This window comes from Clostridium tertium, assembly GCF_017873245.1.
Taxonomy (GTDB): domain Bacteria; phylum Bacillota; class Clostridia; order Clostridiales; family Clostridiaceae; genus Clostridium; species Clostridium tertium.
Genome location: NZ_JAGGJY010000011.1, coordinates 100,155 through 116,752, shown reverse-complemented (window position 1 = coordinate 116,752; position 16,598 = coordinate 100,155). Strand labels below are relative to the sequence as shown.

The 16,598-nt window shown below is 26.1% G+C and carries 15 protein-coding genes; 1 reads left to right on the top strand and 14 read right to left on the bottom strand.

Features of this window, described 5'->3' with window-relative positions; genetic code table 11:
- Positions 1 to 22: 22 nt before the first annotated feature.
- The 7 genes from J2Z25_RS12840 to J2Z25_RS12810 all read right to left on the bottom strand — a co-directional run bounded on the left by J2Z25_RS12840 (position 23) and on the right by J2Z25_RS12810 (position 6,875).
- A complete protein-coding gene (locus J2Z25_RS12840) occupies positions 23 to 892 on the bottom strand; it encodes a methionyl aminopeptidase (protein WP_209740889.1) in 870 nt (289 codons plus the stop codon).
- A 343-nt stretch (positions 893 to 1,235) separates the two neighbouring features.
- A complete protein-coding gene (locus J2Z25_RS12835; RefSeq protein ID WP_008677783.1) occupies positions 1,236 to 1,892 on the bottom strand; it encodes a hypothetical protein in 657 nt (218 codons plus the stop codon).
- A gap of 150 nt (positions 1,893 to 2,042) precedes the next feature.
- Positions 2,043 to 3,386, bottom strand: coding sequence for a vWA domain-containing protein (locus J2Z25_RS12830; RefSeq protein WP_209740888.1), 1,344 nt, complete (start codon positions 3,384 to 3,386; stop codon positions 2,043 to 2,045).
- A gap of 13 nt (positions 3,387 to 3,399) precedes the next feature.
- The gene (locus tag J2Z25_RS12825) at positions 3,400 to 4,485 is read right to left on the bottom strand and encodes an AAA family ATPase (RefSeq protein WP_008677779.1); all 1,086 of its coding nucleotides are present in this window, start codon (positions 4,483 to 4,485) and stop codon (positions 3,400 to 3,402) included.
- A gap of 19 nt (positions 4,486 to 4,504) precedes the next feature.
- Positions 4,505 to 5,278 carry a hypothetical protein gene (locus J2Z25_RS12820; RefSeq protein ID WP_195624127.1) on the bottom strand — a complete coding sequence of 258 codons (774 nt, stop codon included), beginning with the start codon at positions 5,276 to 5,278 and terminating at the stop codon, positions 4,505 to 4,507.
- Between the two features lie 222 nt (positions 5,279 to 5,500).
- Positions 5,501 to 6,295, bottom strand: a complete 795-nt coding sequence (locus tag J2Z25_RS12815) for a rhomboid family intramembrane serine protease (protein ID WP_142691045.1) — start codon at positions 6,293 to 6,295, stop codon at positions 5,501 to 5,503.
- A 19-nt stretch (positions 6,296 to 6,314) separates the two neighbouring features.
- Positions 6,315 to 6,875, bottom strand: a complete 561-nt coding sequence (locus tag J2Z25_RS12810) for a TetR/AcrR family transcriptional regulator (protein WP_099346849.1) — start codon at positions 6,873 to 6,875, stop codon at positions 6,315 to 6,317.
- Between the two features lie 231 nt (positions 6,876 to 7,106).
- Here J2Z25_RS12810 and J2Z25_RS12805 point away from each other — a divergent pair, with 231 nt between their 5' ends.
- Positions 7,107 to 7,928, top strand: a complete 822-nt coding sequence (locus J2Z25_RS12805) for an N-acetylmuramoyl-L-alanine amidase family protein (RefSeq protein WP_209740887.1) — start codon at positions 7,107 to 7,109, stop codon at positions 7,926 to 7,928.
- Positions 7,929 to 8,104: 176 nt separating this feature from the next.
- On the opposite strand, the gene J2Z25_RS12800 is transcribed toward J2Z25_RS12805, so the two are convergent.
- The 7 genes from J2Z25_RS12800 to J2Z25_RS12770 form a co-directional block, all read right to left on the bottom strand.
- A complete protein-coding gene (locus J2Z25_RS12800) occupies positions 8,105 to 9,667 on the bottom strand; it encodes a ClC family H(+)/Cl(-) exchange transporter (protein ID WP_425340184.1) in 1,563 nt (520 codons plus the stop codon).
- A 2-nt stretch (positions 9,668 to 9,669) separates the two neighbouring features.
- Complete coding sequence (gene surE, locus J2Z25_RS12795) at positions 9,670 to 10,434, bottom strand: 5'/3'-nucleotidase SurE (RefSeq protein WP_209740886.1); 765 nt, start codon at positions 10,432 to 10,434, stop codon at positions 9,670 to 9,672.
- A 173-nt stretch (positions 10,435 to 10,607) separates the two neighbouring features.
- On the bottom strand, positions 10,608 to 11,606 hold the full coding sequence (locus J2Z25_RS12790) for an LLM class flavin-dependent oxidoreductase (protein WP_209740885.1): 999 nt from the start codon (positions 11,604 to 11,606) through the stop codon (positions 10,608 to 10,610).
- 137 nt (positions 11,607 to 11,743) lie between these two features.
- On the bottom strand, positions 11,744 to 13,735 hold the full coding sequence (locus tag J2Z25_RS12785; RefSeq protein ID WP_209740884.1) for an ABC transporter permease: 1,992 nt from the start codon (positions 13,733 to 13,735) through the stop codon (positions 11,744 to 11,746).
- Positions 13,725 to 14,495, bottom strand: coding sequence for an ABC transporter ATP-binding protein (locus J2Z25_RS12780; protein WP_209740883.1), 771 nt, complete (start codon positions 14,493 to 14,495; stop codon positions 13,725 to 13,727). The genes J2Z25_RS12785 and J2Z25_RS12780 overlap by 11 nt, the downstream gene beginning before the upstream one ends.
- A 115-nt stretch (positions 14,496 to 14,610) precedes the next feature.
- Positions 14,611 to 15,627 carry a sensor histidine kinase gene (locus J2Z25_RS12775; protein WP_209740882.1) on the bottom strand — a complete coding sequence of 339 codons (1,017 nt, stop codon included), beginning with the start codon at positions 15,625 to 15,627 and terminating at the stop codon, positions 14,611 to 14,613.
- Positions 15,618 to 16,298 carry a response regulator transcription factor gene (locus J2Z25_RS12770; RefSeq protein WP_209740881.1) on the bottom strand — a complete coding sequence of 227 codons (681 nt, stop codon included), beginning with the start codon at positions 16,296 to 16,298 and terminating at the stop codon, positions 15,618 to 15,620. Before J2Z25_RS12770 ends, J2Z25_RS12775 begins: the two co-directional genes overlap by 10 nt.
- Positions 16,299 to 16,598: the final 300 nt, after the last annotated feature.

Below are 16,598 nucleotides of genomic sequence, written 5' to 3'. Positions count from 1 at the left end.
TACAGCTTTTTCTATTATATTATTACCAAGCTATTATTTCAGCCCCATCTTCTGTTACTAATACAGTATATTCCCATTGTGCAGAATATCCACCATCTTCTGTTAAAACTGTCCATTCATCATCTTCATCTACAAAAACTTCGTAAGTACCTTCATTTATCATAGGCTCTATTGTAAATATCATTCCTGGTACTAAAACCATTCCTTCTCCTCTTTTACCATAGTGTGCTACAAAAGGCTCTTCATGAAACTCAACACCTACTCCATGACCACCAAAAGCTCTTACTACTGAAAATCCGTTTGCTTCCGCATGCTCTTGTATCACTGCTCCTACATCGCCTAAGAATCCCCATGGCTTAACAGCCTCAAACCCCTTATCTAAACACTCCTTAGCAACCCTAACAAGCTTTGCATCTTCTTCAGTTACATTACCTATCATATACATCCTAGAGGCATCAGAATAGTATCCATTATAAATAGTTGATACATCTACATTAACTATATCACCATCTTGTAAAATAGTATCTTCACTTGGAATACCATGACATACAACATCATTAATAGACACACAAACGCTCTTTGGAAATCCTCCATAATTTAATGGTGCTGGTATTGCTCCACTATTAACAGTAAGTTCATGAACAATTTTATTTATTTCTTCTGTACTCATCCCAATCTTAATTTTTTCTTGTACTAAATCTAATACTGCATTATTGATTTTAGCACTTTCTTTAATTCCTTCTATTTGTTCTTTATTTTTTATTAAATCTCTAGTTGGAACTTCATAACCTTTTAATTTTAAACTTTCAAGTTTTTCATCAAATTCAATATGGCACTTCTTATATTTTTTACCACTCCCACACCAACATTGATCATTTCTATTTAAATTCATATTAAACCTCCTAAAAATCGTATAGTTATAATATATGTATTCCATCTTAAATAGTCATTTTATATTATATTTCTACTATAACTAAATGTGGCTTAAATATTAGGAACTTATATTAACTAATACTACTTATTATTTCTTATATTATAAATATATCACATATTTTATATTATAAACTTAAAATTTAGTTAAAATAAGAAATCTTATTAATTTTATTATATTTATTAATGACTTTACTAGAATAATCAGAAATATCATTTACATTTATTAAATATTTTATTAACTATTATATTCATTAATTTATTTATTAAAATAAAAAAATACTCTATTTTAGAGTATTTTAAATTTAATTCTTTATAGCAAATTCATAATTTAAATATTGATCCATTATAGAATTTATACCTTCTAAAACATCCATCCAGTAATCCTTTTTAATTGTAAGTAATTCCTTCTTTTCTTGATCAACATTTTTGAATTTATTCTCGTTAAATTCTTTATAAAATTCATCTAATTGAGTAGCCATATTACTCATAGCTTCAAAATTATCTAATGTTTCACCGTCTAAGATAATCTTCTCATTATGATTTTTCATTTCAAAACTTAAGTATTCAAATAGTAAACTTTCAATTCTAGAATAAACTTCATTAGGTATTTCTTTTGATATCTTTGATTTTTTCTTTATAGATATAATTTCTTCTTTTCCATAATCTCTATAGTTTGCCCATAAACTTGTAAACTCTTCAGATATTGAACTATAGCTTTTATATAATGTTAATAATTCTTCATTACTAATGCTTCTTGCTTTAATACATTGATTTAATGTATTTAATACGCCTTCATTTCTACTTCTTATCTCTTCAACACTTTTATAAGTTTCTTTTCCTATTAATACTTTGTAACGTGAATTCATTATCGATGTGTAAACGTTTATCAAAAGGCTTACAACCAATACAAATACTATCAAAAGAATACTATTATTTTTACTTATTTTATAAGATTTCATAATGCACCCCCACAAATTTGTATTATATCATAAATTATTGACTAATACCAGTACTAGGAGCTTTTTGCCAAGCAAAATAATGTAAAATGAAAATTGGAGTAAGTCTCTCTTCATTCTCCACAATTTTCATTTTACATTTCACTTCTTCATTTAAAAGTATCTTCCATGTTCTTGTTGATACTCCTTAATCATATCTAATCCAGCAGTACCACCTTCACCTTTTTCTACTATACCTTCTATTCTCTTTATTTGTCCATAAGGATTTGATAAAGATAATTCTTCATCTCCTATTAATACCCAAATTGTATTTGGATTTAAAGGCTTAATTTCTAACTCCTTTTCACCTACCCCATCGGTAAAATATATAAGTACATGATTTCGTAGTTTATTATCTCTTATATATTTAAATACTGGTGAAAATCTAGTTGATCCAATATTAGATACCCTTTTCTTAATATCATTCTTAGACCTCATTTCATATACACGTCTAATTTCATTATCACATTCTATTACAGTAATTTTATTAGTTCTAGTTTTAGTTATTTCTAATATTTCAATCATTACTTTATAAACTTCTTCTTCACTCATAGATGCACTTATATCAATTGCTACTATAACCTCTGGAATATTATTGGGAAGAGTTCCTCTTATATCCAACCTTTCTGGCTGCCTTCTATTTCTTCTTGTTATTGTCTTCTTTTCTCCAGCTCTAAGAGATGGTATCAATTTTTTTAATAATTGTTGCCATGATATTTCTGCTTTTTCTGTATATGATTTAATAATTGCTTCTATATCCTTTGGAGCTTTGCCCTTAAAAGAGCTTATTGCTACTTTTTTAGTCATATCCTTTATTGAATCATAATTTAAAGTACTTTCTTCCCAGACATCATGTGCCTTTGAAATATCTATTATATCTCCAATAACATCACTTTTATCAGCTTTTGTACTTTTAGATAACTTTGACTTTATTGCTTCTTCAATTTTTTCAGCATATACTTCAATTGCATTATCTTCTTTAAGACTTAAATTATATTCCCTATTAACTGTTTCAATCTTAAAACTATCTGTAGGTAAATTTTTTATAAATTGATTTATAGAAATATCTAATGCTAAATTAACAGCTGTAGTAGTATATTTATTTTTTAGCTCTCTTTCTCTTTGATGATGACCATACATTATATGATATATTTCATGTTTAAAAAGAGCCTGCATTTCTTTTTTATCACACAACAAAAATAGTACTGGATTAAAATACATTTTAAAGCCTTGCATTTTGGGAATAGTAGCTAATGGCCATGTAATATTAAATCTTATATTTCTTTCTATTTTTACTAAGAATTGACCAAAAAAGCTATCCTCACCTTCTAGCATTCCTATAACAACTGATTCTACCAAAGAAAAGAATTCTCTTTCAAAATTACTATCTATTCTAGCATTTTCCTTTATATCTAAAGCTTGCTTTAACAAACTGTTACGCTTATCTTCAAATAACATATATCATCATTCCTTATTCAAAAATATTAAAGAATGCATCTAAGAATGTATCTTCATTTAATAAATCATTATATAAAACTTTACTAGAATCACTTTTAACTTCCTTCATTATACCAAGTCTTAAATCCCTTGGATAACAAGTTAATAGATCTCCAAATAGTTTTCTATTATTTTCTGTATTATTTTCTTCTAAGTATCTTAAGGAATTCTTAGCTAAAATATATAACCTCGAATGGCTTTCTTTTCTTATTTCATCTTTTAATTCTATAGGTAAAATAATGTATGAGAATAAATCTTCTGGTTTAATTAATGGATTCTTTATATTCTTAATGTAATTAATAAAATCTGTAGCAATACTCACTCCTAAATTACCTTTTACAACATTATAAAATATATCTACAGAGTAATTATTACCGTTTTCCACATAAATATTATATGCCTTAGCAACCCTTTCCCAACTTCTTGGAGTTGCTTTTATAGTTTCTTTAGAATTTGGAGTACTTAAATATTCTGGGAATGTTGATAAAAACTCAATTATATGATCATTAATGTTCCCATCATCACTCATTGCCCATTTAATCCATTCCTTTATATCCGAGTCTAATTCTATCCATACAAATCTATCTTCTTGAGCTTTATCCATATCAACAACTTGATAATCACTGTCTTCAAAACCATCATATTTATTAGAAGGATTCATAGCAGCCACTATCTTAACATTGCCCGCTAACTTATATCCATTTATTTCTCTATTTAAAATTAAATTCATAAGTTCTTGTTGAACTGCATGCTCACATCTATTTAACTCATCTATAAATAATAACACTCCATCATAATTCTTATTTTCTATAGCTTCTTCCATTTCAATAAGCTTATAATGAGTTGCATATTTTGTTCTTCCATTTTCAACTACTGGTAATCCACCTATTTCACCTTCTTTTAAAAGGTTAGCATCTATATTAACTAAATAATAATTATCACTTTTACATATTCTTTTTACTAATGAAGTTTTACCTATTCCAGCTTCTCCTATTATTAATGGAACACTTCCTGATTCTAAAACTAATTCTATAGTACTTATAGCTTCTGAAAATTTCATATTATCACCTCTTTTTGCCTTATCTTGAAAGTTTATAATCTACTAATAAAATTTTAGCCTTTTTACTTCCATATTCTCTTATAAAATTAACTTTGTCCATTTCTAAAATTTCAAGTTCTAGAAAGTCTTTAATATAACTTTCATCTATAAGGTCTTCCTTTACTTTCTCTATTACAACATTAACTACAAAATCTACATCTATAGAATCATAAACGTATTTTACGATTTTTATATTATCTCCAATTAATATTCTTAATTCATCTAAATTAAAATCAATATAGTTAATAGCCTCTTCATTTCCTTTAATAGCTTCTCTTCTAGCTTCTAAAGTAGGATTATCTATAAATTTTATTGCTGCCCAATATTTTTTAATTGCTTCAATTTGAACCTTAGCAGAAGGGCTTTTTATATATTTTATTGCATCATAATCTTTAGATACAGCTTTTATTTGTACTTCTTCACTTGGATCAGCAATAAATTGAATAGCCCATCCTTTTGCATTAATTGCTTCAAATTTTACCTTTTCACTAGGATTCTTTATATATTTAAGTGAATTCCATAATAATCTAACTGCTAGTATTGCATTTTCTTCACTTAGTTCTTCTATATATTCAACTGCAAGTGGATTATTCTTAATTGCTGTTTCTTTCATTTCATTTGTTGGGTTTTCTATATATCTTATTGCTAACCCGTTCTTTTTAACAGCTTCCAGTATTAATTCTACACTTGGATTTTTTATATATCTTATATATAAAGGGTTATCATATATCTTTTTTAAATCATTATTTTCCATGCCTTTTCCTTCCTTATCTCTTAAGATCAATTTAATTAAAATCAATTTTTCCCAATTAATGTGTATTCCCTATATTACTTATATTATACTATATTTAACCGATAATTACTATTACTATTATTTAATAATTATTGTTAATTAAATGGTAATAAAAAAATTGCATCTTAATTTATAAATAAAAAAGGTAAAAGTATATTAAAATACCCTTACCTTTAAATCATTTTATTTATGTTCATGATCTCTTATATGATTTATGCAATAGCACTGCTTTCCTGAACATTTTGAACAATATCTGAATTCCATACTTGGATCATCTTTTTCAGTTATTCCACATACTACACATTTATGAAGAATTTCTCTTTGTTTTACTTGAGATTTAAATTTTTGATTTCTATGATAATTTACTGCTCCACTCTTTGTTCCTGCTACTATATCTCTTCCAAAGAATATTAAGTAATTAATAACTGGAATTAATACTAATATCATACCTCTTAATGATCCTGCTGTAATAAAATTAAAACCTATTATAATCCAGTTGAATATTGCTAGATATTTAACTTTTATTGGTATTATATAAAATAATAATATTTGAAAATCAGGATAAATTCTAGCAAATGCTAAGAATAAGGAAAGATTAATAAAGGCCCCTGTTGCTGGAAGTCCTGTTAATAATGATACTACTATAGTAGCAATCATCCCTACAAGATAATATACATTTAGTTTAAATCCGCCCCATTCATGTTCAAGACCCGTCCCTGCTAAATAGTAAAAATATAATGAAAACAGTAAAGAAATTATACTACCTACTTCTGGAACAAATATAAATGTTATAAGTCTCCACACTTCTCCTTGCATTACTCTTTGTGGATTTAATAAAATATTATTAATTAAAGTGAGATCCCATCCATTCATCATTGTAAGAGCAAATACAAAAGCATTTCCTACTACAATAATAAGCATTAAATTTCTAATATAAAATTTTCCAAACTTTCTTTCTAATTTATTTAATAAATTCATAGCCTCAAGCTTGCTCCTTTTATAATTTATTTGTAACTATATAAATTAAATCATCAATTGAAAATTCTTTATTTTTCATTGTTATTGTAATCATATTACTTATTAAGAATGAAGTTAATTTTCTAGTCTCTATATCGATAGTTATATCTTTATTTTCTTTATGTAGATCTATTATTTCATCTACAATTATATATAAAGGATCTAAAACATCATATCTCTTACATCCATGAGATTTTTTACTTTCTGTTTTCTTTTCACTTTTAGTTAGTTCAAAAAATACTTCTTTATGATATATTAAAAACTTTTCTATACCTAAATATATTAACTTTATTTTTTCTTCAAATGATATTTCTTTTTCTTTAACTTCTTTTAATTCATCTAGTATTTCTATCCATTTATTATTAAATATTTCACCAACTAATGCCATCTTATTTTCAAAATAATTATAAACTGTTCCTAAAGCTATTCCACTTCTATTGGCTAATTCTCTCATACTAAAGTTGCTATACCCTTGATCTTTTAAAAGTGTATAAGCTTCTTTTAATATTGTTTCTCTTGGATTTTGTAATATTTTTGGCATGAAACTCCCTCCCCTTATAGTATAGTTTATATTAATATTCTTATATTATCAACCAAGTAACTTCTACTTATTTTATTCCATTTATTTACAATTGTTATTATGTAAAGTATAATACTATTATATAAGTTGCTGTATAAATTTCATCTAAGAAAAACTTTTTATAGCTAATAGACAATTTATTAAAAGAAGCTCTAAAAATAAATTATTATACTTTAATAAGAGGTATGTATTATGGAAAATCAAAAATTCGATATCGCATACAAAAGAAAACTTCTCTATAAACGAAAGAGAAAAATAAAATTAATATTACGTATTTCTCTTGTATTAAGTGCCTTTTTTTCCCTATCATTCATTTTATTATTAAATAATAAATTTAACAACAGTAATAATTATGTCAACAAAAAAGTAACAACTACATCTTCTAATGAAGATGAATTTATAGTTTGTATAGACCCAGGTCATGGTGATTGGGATGTAGGAACAAAGGGAACTACTGGAGTTCTTGAAAAAGATATAGTATTAAATATATCTTTAAAGCTTGGTAAATTATTAGAATCTAATGGAGTAAAAATTATCTATACGCGAACTAACGATTCACTTCCATGGCTTGAAACAGCTAATGATAGTTTAAAAGAAAGAATTAAGATACCTGAAGTATTTGATGCAGATTTATTTATATCATTACATTGTAATAGTAATTATGATGATTTAGATGCTAAAGGATTGGAATCTTGGTATAAACCTTCCAGTGAAGCTAGCAAAGACTTAGCACTAGCTATACAAAATTCTTTATTAAAATTGAAATATACAGATGATAGAGGGCTAAAAACTTATAAAAATAAAGATGACGCTCTTGCTGTTTTAGAGCTTAACTCAAGTATTCCAGCATTAATAGAACTTGGTTTTTTAAGTAATTACGCCGATGAAAGATATCTTAAATCAAATAGAGGACAAGATGCTTGTGCAAAAGCTATAAATGAAGCAATTTTGAGTTATATGGAAAATAATAAAGAGGAGTTATTAAAAGTTCGAGAAGCTAAGAAAAATCAATAAATTTTAAAACAATTTATTAGAGAAAGAATGAAAAAATTAAGAAATGAAAGAATTGAGGTTGTTTTGCTACGCAAATTAAAATACATAAGTGTCAATCACTTTCTATTAAAAAATCCTTAAAGGATTTTTTTCCTCAACTCTTTCACTTTTTCACTATTCCCTTTTCACTTTTCTTACTATACTAAGGTCAAACTGTTAATCTCCTCTATTACCATAGCCCGTTTATCTATATTTACTAAAACTACTATATAGTCACCACTTATTAATTTTACAGATCCCCTTGGAATTATCTCCTTATCACCTCTTTTTATAGAAACAAGTAAACAATCCTTAGGCCAGTCGACTTCGCTTATAAATTTTCCTTCTACTATACTTTCCATTTCAACTACAAACTCTAATATAGCCTTCTTATTATCATTTACTTCTTTGCTTACTCCAACCCTCTTAAGTAACCTTTCTAATAAGACTTCATATATCGGCTCATTCCTTAATAATTCTGAAGTAATAAATGATATTATTACTACAACTGATAATGAAAGTAAATGACTAAATGAACCTGTCATTTCCATTATAAGAACAATTCCTGTTACCGGAGCTTTTACTACTGATACAAAGTATCCAGCCATACCTAATGCTATAAAATTAATTATAAATGAACTATTAACGTCTAATAATTCTATTGATAGAACTCCAAAAACATCCCCTATGATTGCTCCTAAAAGCAGCATAGGAAGAAATATACCTCCTGGTACTCCTGAGCCAAAGCAAACTAATAATAAAAGAAATTTTAAAATATATATTATAATTAAAAATAAAATTGACTGCCCTCCTTCTGTTAACTCTAATATAAGTTCATGTCCGCCACCCAATAACATAGGTGCTATTAAACCTACAATAGCTGTTATTACAAAAGGTATCATAACTTTAACTTCCTGAGGTACCTTTTTTAACTTAGAATATATATCTTGAAATAAATATATTCCTTTTGAAAATAAAACACCTAATATACCTGTAAATACTCCTAATATTATTAGTATCCAATAATATTTTAAAGGTATTGCATTCATTTCACTAAAATTTAATGCTGGCTCCATCCCTAAAAAGTTTTTTGATATAAAATCAGCACTTATAGCAGCTGCCATAGCTGGTAATAAAACTAGTGGTGAGAAATTTCTATGAATTTCTTCTAATGCAAATATAATTCCTGATAAAGGAGAGTTAAACGCAGCAGAAAGCCCAGCAGATGCTCCAGCTGTTATTAAAAACTCTTTTTTAACAGGCATTTTTTTGTACGTTTTCTCTGCAACTCCTTCTCCTATAGAAGCACCAATTTGTACTGATGGACCTTCTCTACCAAGAGATAAACCAGCTGATAGAGCTAATAATCCACCTAGAAACTTATAAATTAGTATTCTTAACCAGTTCATTTTAAGCTTATTTATAACTCTACCCTTTACCTGTGGAATACCACTACCTGAAATCATACCTTCTCTCTTAACCATAAGTCCTACTAGTAATCCTATGAGAGCTAAAGCTATTATTACTAAAATAGCATTTACTATTCCTTTATTTCCCCAAGCATAAAATTTAATAAAAACTGAATAGAGTTTATTTATGCCTAATCTATTCAATACAATTACTCCACCTGTAATTAATCCTATGATAATTCCTTGAATGATTAATCTAAATTTCATATTCTTTCTTTGAAGTAATATATCTTTTATTTTTTCTTCTTCCACCCTTACATCACCTTATCTTCAAATATATCTTTTACTTCATCTAATATTTTAAAGTTTGTAAAATCAAAATGTAGTGGTGTTAATGTTACATAGCCTTGTGATAAGAAATATAAATCAGAATCATCTTCTAAAATATCATTTCTAGTACCTTTAGTTACATAAACCTTATCTTCATTTTCCTCTACTAAAATATAATTTGTTTTGTATGTGGATTTTCCTAATCTGCAAACTTTTAATCCCTTAATATCTTCTTCATTTATATTAGGAACATTAACATTTAAAACTACATTTTCTTTCAAATAATCTTTTTCTGCTACATCTAATATTTTGCTTATCCATTTAGCAGCTTTAGAATAATCTTCATCTTCTTTGCTCCAATCTACATCCATAGAAATAGCAATTGAAGGCACACTATATATTGCTCCTTCTACTGCTGCTGATACTGTACCTGAATATAAAATATCTGTTCCACAATTCAAGCCTCTATTAATTCCTGAAATAACTATATCTATATCTCCTCCAAGCAAAGATAAACCCGCTTGAGTACAGTCAGCTGGTGTCCCTACTAAACTATATGCTTTAAAATTTTCATCTAATTTTTCTTCTCTTATTCTAATGGGATTATGAATTGATATAGAATGGCTAGAAGCACTTTTTTGCTCTCTAGGTGCAACTACTATAATTTCATGATTTTTTGATATTTCTTTTGCTAAAGCAATTATTCCTCTAGCATTTATTCCATCATCATTAGTAATTAATATTTTCATATAAGTCCTCCTCCAAATATTATTATTTTTACTCTAAATTTAATAGTACTTATTATTTATATTATTATTTTTTCCTTATATATTATATACTACCATAAAAATAAATAAGATAAAAAAAGAAGTAATGGGGTTTAAATAAATCAAACTACATTACTTCTTAAATTATTCTATTTTTATTTAAAAGCTTCTATTATTAACTTATACGAATTTATCTTAGAATTTAAATCTGTATTTAAATTTATAAGCATAAACTCATCTGTTTTATATATTTCACTCATATTTAATATTTGTTCTTTTATTTTATCTGGTGTTCCTATTAACATCCTTTTTCTGTTTCTTTTTACAATTTGCATTTCTGTATCAGAATATTTATAAGATAAAGCTGTATCTAAAGAAGGTATTCCTTGAGTTCTACCAGTTTCTACGAGAACTAAAGCTAAGTCCATAATAGACGCTTGCCTATTTACCTCCTCTTCAGTTTCAGCACAAATTGCAAAACTACATATTATTGTATTAGGTGCAGATGAAATTATTGAATTTTTAAAGTTATCTCTATACCAATTAACTGAACTAACTCCCATTCCACCTGTAATAAATTGAGCATATGCATATGAAGCTCCAATTTGAGCAGCCAATCCCGCACTACCTCCACTTGAACCTAAAATATGAATTTCAGGAACTGTATCTATAATAGGTGTAGCTTTTAAATCCTTAAATGCATGATTTTCTGGCATCATATCATAAATATATCCTACTAAATCTAATACCTTATCTGCATAATCATCAGAATAAATATTTTTCCCTTGCTGCATAGCCCTACTTACTAAAGGCATTCCTCCTGGTGCTCTACCTAAACCTAAATCTATTCTATTTGGATATAATGCTTCTAAAAGCTTAAAATTTTCTGCAACTTTATATGGACTATAATGTGGTAGCATAACACCACCTGAACCAACTCTAATTTTTTGTGTTTGAGCAGCAATACTAGATATAAGAATTTCTGGACTAGATCCAGCTAAACTCTTTGTATCATGATGTTCTGATACCCAAAATCTATGATATCCTAGCTTTTCTAATTCCTTAGCTAAGGTTATTGTATTTTTTAATGCTTCTTTTGCATTTGAATTTTCTCCAATAGGAGATTGATCTAATGCACTTAATTTTATTTTCACTTAATTTGCCTCCCATTATTTTTAAAATATATTTATTTTCGAACTATATTTTTATCTTTTCCTATAACTTTACTATAAATACTTTTTTAAAATTTACAAGTAGGCACTTTTAAGAAACTATTACTTAATAATAATTATTATATTCTTTGATTTATATTTTTCTTTGCTCCAATATACGTTGCAATAAAATATCCTCCATATATTACTAGCAATACACATAAAGATATTAATATATTATTCATTATGCTAACACTACCAAATACTGTTATTATCCTTTTAGAAAACTCTAATCCAACAATGGAATGTATTAGTGCTAATGATAAAGGCATCATAAAATATATTCCTATTTGACTTAATAAGGATCTATTAATAATCTCATCATCTACACCTATTTTTCTAAGTAATTTATATCTTTCAATATTATCTGTTGATTCAGATAATTGTTGAAGAGCTAATACTGCTGCTGATATTAGCAAGAATATTCCCCCAATATAAATTCCTAGATAAGCTATTATAGCTCCTGCACTTGATGTATCAGCTAATATTTCTTCCTTAGACATATAATACAAAGTTTTATATTTGCTTTCTATTATAGGGTCTACTTCAGAACTAATTAGATTTTGAATATCACTATTTCCATCTTTATAATTTAAGTTTAAAAATGAGTTTTTAGGTACTAATCCACTTATAAGACTATCGTCAACTACAATAGTACATATATTACTTTTCATCATATTATCATAAGCTACAATTTCTATAACCTTCTCTACACTTGGTTTAAGGATAGTCCCATTTATATTTATTTCCTTATTATCTCTTAAAACTTTATCTAATACTTTTACTGAATCATCTATATCTGTAAATATTGCATATTCATTATCTCTTAAACTTATCCTTTCTCTATTTGCCATATTCATAATTTCATTAAACTTTGATAACCCTATTATTTGAACTGGCTGATTAACTGAAACAGGATAGTAATCTTTAAGTTCTTCTCTTCCCTCTTCTGATAAAATATCATTATATTTAAGATTACCATTATAATTTATATAACTAACATACTCATCAGAATATTTACTTAAATCTACTTCATTTTCTTTTAAAACTTTTTCTATATCCATCCCTTCAAAATTCCAAAAGGTTAAATCATATTCTGTTAGATCCTTTATATCTTCATTCATTGCACTACTAATTCCAAGTCCACCTGAAAGCATACAAATTCCAACAAACAGCATTAAGCATATAAAAGACATTGATATAAATACTGTGTTTATTTTACTATTTATTTGCCTTAATACAAACATATTTAAATCTTTTAAATAGTATTTTTTATTAGCTTGAACAAGCTTTAATAAAAAACCCGATAATGAAAAGAAAAATAAGAATGTTCCTACAGAACCTAATAATATACTTAACCCATTAATACTCATTTCTAAAGTGGCTACTCCCCCATTAAGAACAGTATGATAAGCATATCCTAGCATAATACAGCTTATAATAAATATTATTACTGAAACCCAAACATTCCTTACTTTTATAGCTTCATTTTTTCTTGATGATGTTAATAAATCAATAAGGCTAATTTTTCTTATAGACATAGAGTTAAACATTAGAACCAGTAAATAAATAGCTCCAAAGCAGACTATAGTTTTTATCATTGAATTATATGAAAATATAAACTTAAATTTTATAAGATTAACTTGAAACATTTTAGCTGTTAATACTGACAGTCCTTGTGATAATAATATTCCTAAACCTAGTCCAATAGCTAAAGATATTATTCCTACTAATAAGGTTTCTATAAAAATTATTTTTGATAAATTTCCCTTTTCCATTCCTAAAGTCATATATATTCCAAACTCTTTTTTTCTTCTTTTTATTAAATAATTGTTTGCATATATTATTAAGAATGCTAATATGAAAGATACAAATATTGAAGCATACCCCATTATATTTTCTACTTGCTCAAAGGCAGATGCTTGCATATCATTTAATTCCATCATAATACTTTGAGATTGTATTGAATTAAAAGTATAAAATATACATACACCAAATACTAATGTTAGAAAATAAATAGTATAATCTTTAAAGCTTCTTTTTAAATTTCTAAAAGCTAACTTAGAATACATTATTTTGGTCACCTCCAAGAAGTGTTATAACTTCAATTATCTTTTCAAAGAACTCTTTTCTTGAATCATTTCCACGAACTAACTCATTAAATATCTTGCCATCTTTAATAAACAAAATTCTCCTTGCATAGCTTGCAGAAAAAGCATCATGTGTAACCATCATAATAGTTGCATTTAAATTTTCATTTAACTCTTCCATACTTTCTAATAACATTTTAGCTGATTTAGAATCTAATGCTCCTGTTGGTTCATCTGCTAATATTAATGAAGGGCTTGTTATTATTGCTCTAGCAGATGCAACTCTTTGTTTTTGTCCTCCTGACATTTCATATGGATATTTATTTAAAATTTCCTCTATATTTAATTTTCTTGCTATATCCTTAACTCTTTTATCTATTTCTTTATGATTTATCTTTAATATAGTCAAAGCTAATGCTATATTTTCATAAGCAGTTAAAGTATCTAGAAGATTAAAGTCTTGAAAAATAAATCCTAGTTCCTCCCTTCTAAATTTTGCTACCTTTTTTGAATTTAATTTTGTAATATCATTTCCCGATATATGAATATGTCCACTAGTCACTTTATCTATAGTTGATATACAATTTAATAGTGTAGTCTTACCGCTTCCAGATGCCCCCATTACACCAATAAATTCTCCTTCTTCTACTGAAAAACTAATGTTATTAATAGCTTTAGTTATATTCCCTTTTCTTCCATAATATTTTTCTATATTACTTACTCTTAACACTTCTTTTCCCATATTATTATTCCTCCTACTTGATACTATAGGATAATTCTAATGTTTAACAGCTATTTAATCCATTGAAAAACATAACAGGAAACTTACACTTTTGTAATATAATAATATTTTAAAATTAATTTTCAAAAATCATCATTCTATTTATAGGAAATGTTATTGATACTTTAGTTCCACCATTTTGCTCTGAAGTTAAGTTTATCCCAAGTCCAAGTTTCATTACTAGCTTTTTGCATAAATATAGCCCTATCCCAGTTGACTTTCCAAATTTCCGTCCATTTTCTCCTGTATATCCTTTTTCAAAAGCTTTACTTACATCACTTTCATTCATTCCAATTCCAGTATCTTCAATATGTAAAACAATATTCTCTCCTAATTTATTTGTATAAAACTTTATTTTACATTCATTACTTCCAATATATTTTATAGAATTAGATACAATTTGATTAATAATAAACTCAATCCATTTACTATCTGAATACACAGTTACATCTAAATCCTTAGTTTCAATTTTTATTTTTCTTTCTATTAAGATATTAGCATTTCTTTTTATGACCTTATTTACAGAATTTTTTAAATTTAATTCTTTTATTATATAGTCTTTTTCTAAAGCATTGCTCCTTGTATAAAAAAGCACTTGCTCAATATAGTTTTCAACTTTATCTATTTCCTCATCTATACTTTTAGTTAATTCAGATTTATTATTTTCTATAAGTAATTTACAACTTGAAATTGGAGTTTTTATTTCATGAACCCATAGCTCTATATATTCTCTGTACTCATTATTACTTATTTTTAAAGAAGCTATTTCATCATTCATTGATTTTGCAGCTTCCTTAATTGCATAATATAAAATTTTGCTATCTAAAAAACTTCCTTCTTCTAAAATTTCTGAAATTAAATATTTTTTATCTAGCGTATCTAAATTAGAAATTAATTCATTATAATACTTTTTTTTATTAAAATAATCATATATGTGAAATATTAATATTCCAATAGAATTAAGAATGAATATAAATACAATAGCATATAAATCTACACTCAAAGCACTAAGTAATATTGAACTAAAAGCTAATATTACTATACTTATTATAATAAATAGTATTCTTTCTTTAATGAAATCAATTAATCGCATATCAATATATATCCTTGTCCTCTCTTAGTCTTTAAATAATCTATTGCACCTATTTCTTCTAGTTTTTTTCTTAATCGATTTATATTCACTGTTAATGTATTATCATCAACAAACTCATCAGACTGCCATAATGATTCAATTATTTCATTTCTTGATACTATCTTTTCTTTATTCTTCATTAATACATACAATATTCTGCTTTCGTTTTTACTTAATTCTATTCTTTTATTATCGAACTCAGCTTCACTTGTAGATAAATTATGTATCAAGCCTCTATACTCTAGTACTTCTGAATCAGAATTATTATAAGCTCTTCTTATTATTGAAGAAATCCTAGCTAGAAGTATTTGAGTGTTATATGGCTTTGTTATAAAATCATCTGCACCTAAATTCATACTCATCAATTCATCTACTTCACTATCTCTACTAGTAACAACTATTATTGGTATAGAACTTCTTTTTCTAATTTCTCTACATATATAATAACCATCATAATATGGTAAATTAATATCTAATAACACTAAATGATATTTATCTTTCATGAATTCTTCTAATATATTTTCAAAATCTAAAGAATATCTAGTTTCATACCCATATTTATTTAAAAATGTACATAATTCATTTCTTATTTTTTCCTCATCTTCTATTATAAAAATTTTCTTTGTATCCATATTTCCTCCAAATTATAAATCCATTTTTTCTTATTTTCACTATATTCAATTATATATCAAATTTATATACTTAATAAAATTAATTATTTACATAATTTTCATTGATATTACTTTAAATAGTCAACAAAATGATTTAATTAAAATACGAAATTAAATTTATACAAATATCTTAGTTTTAATAAAAATTGATTGATTTATAAATACTATTGAATTTAAATAGTTCAAGAAAGCCATTCTAATATTCTAAATTATAAAATAATATTTTCTATTAATAAGGGAATTCTATTATTGATAATAATA

Coding starts and splice junctions, on each gene's coding strand:
- J2Z25_RS12830 (WP_209740888.1), bottom strand. CDS start 3,386: ATGTTATTTGAAGATAAGCGTAACAGTTTGTTAAAGCAAGCTTTAGAT.
- J2Z25_RS12805 (WP_209740887.1), top strand. CDS start 7,107: ATGGAAAATCAAAAATTCGATATCGCATACAAAAGAAAACTTCTCTAT.
- J2Z25_RS12785 (WP_209740884.1), bottom strand. CDS start 13,735: ATGTATTCTAAGTTAGCTTTTAGAAATTTAAAAAGAAGCTTTAAAGAT.
- J2Z25_RS12825 (WP_008677779.1), bottom strand. CDS start 4,485: ATGAAATTTTCAGAAGCTATAAGTACTATAGAATTAGTTTTAGAATCA.
- J2Z25_RS12775 (WP_209740882.1), bottom strand. CDS start 15,627: ATGCGATTAATTGATTTCATTAAAGAAAGAATACTATTTATTATAATA.
- J2Z25_RS12780 (WP_209740883.1), bottom strand. CDS start 14,495: ATGGGAAAAGAAGTGTTAAGAGTAAGTAATATAGAAAAATATTATGGA.
- J2Z25_RS12835 (WP_008677783.1), bottom strand. CDS start 1,892: ATGAAATCTTATAAAATAAGTAAAAATAATAGTATTCTTTTGATAGTA.
- J2Z25_RS12840 (WP_209740889.1), bottom strand. CDS start 892: ATGAATTTAAATAGAAATGATCAATGTTGGTGTGGGAGTGGTAAAAAA.
- J2Z25_RS12810 (WP_099346849.1), bottom strand. CDS start 6,875: ATGCCAAAAATATTACAAAATCCAAGAGAAACAATATTAAAAGAAGCT.
- J2Z25_RS12815 (WP_142691045.1), bottom strand. CDS start 6,295: ATGAATTTATTAAATAAATTAGAAAGAAAGTTTGGAAAATTTTATATT.
- J2Z25_RS12770 (WP_209740881.1), bottom strand. CDS start 16,298: ATGGATACAAAGAAAATTTTTATAATAGAAGATGAGGAAAAAATAAGA.
- J2Z25_RS12820 (WP_195624127.1), bottom strand. CDS start 5,278: ATGGAAAATAATGATTTAAAAAAGATATATGATAACCCTTTATATATA.
- surE (WP_209740886.1), bottom strand. CDS start 10,434: ATGAAAATATTAATTACTAATGATGATGGAATAAATGCTAGAGGAATA.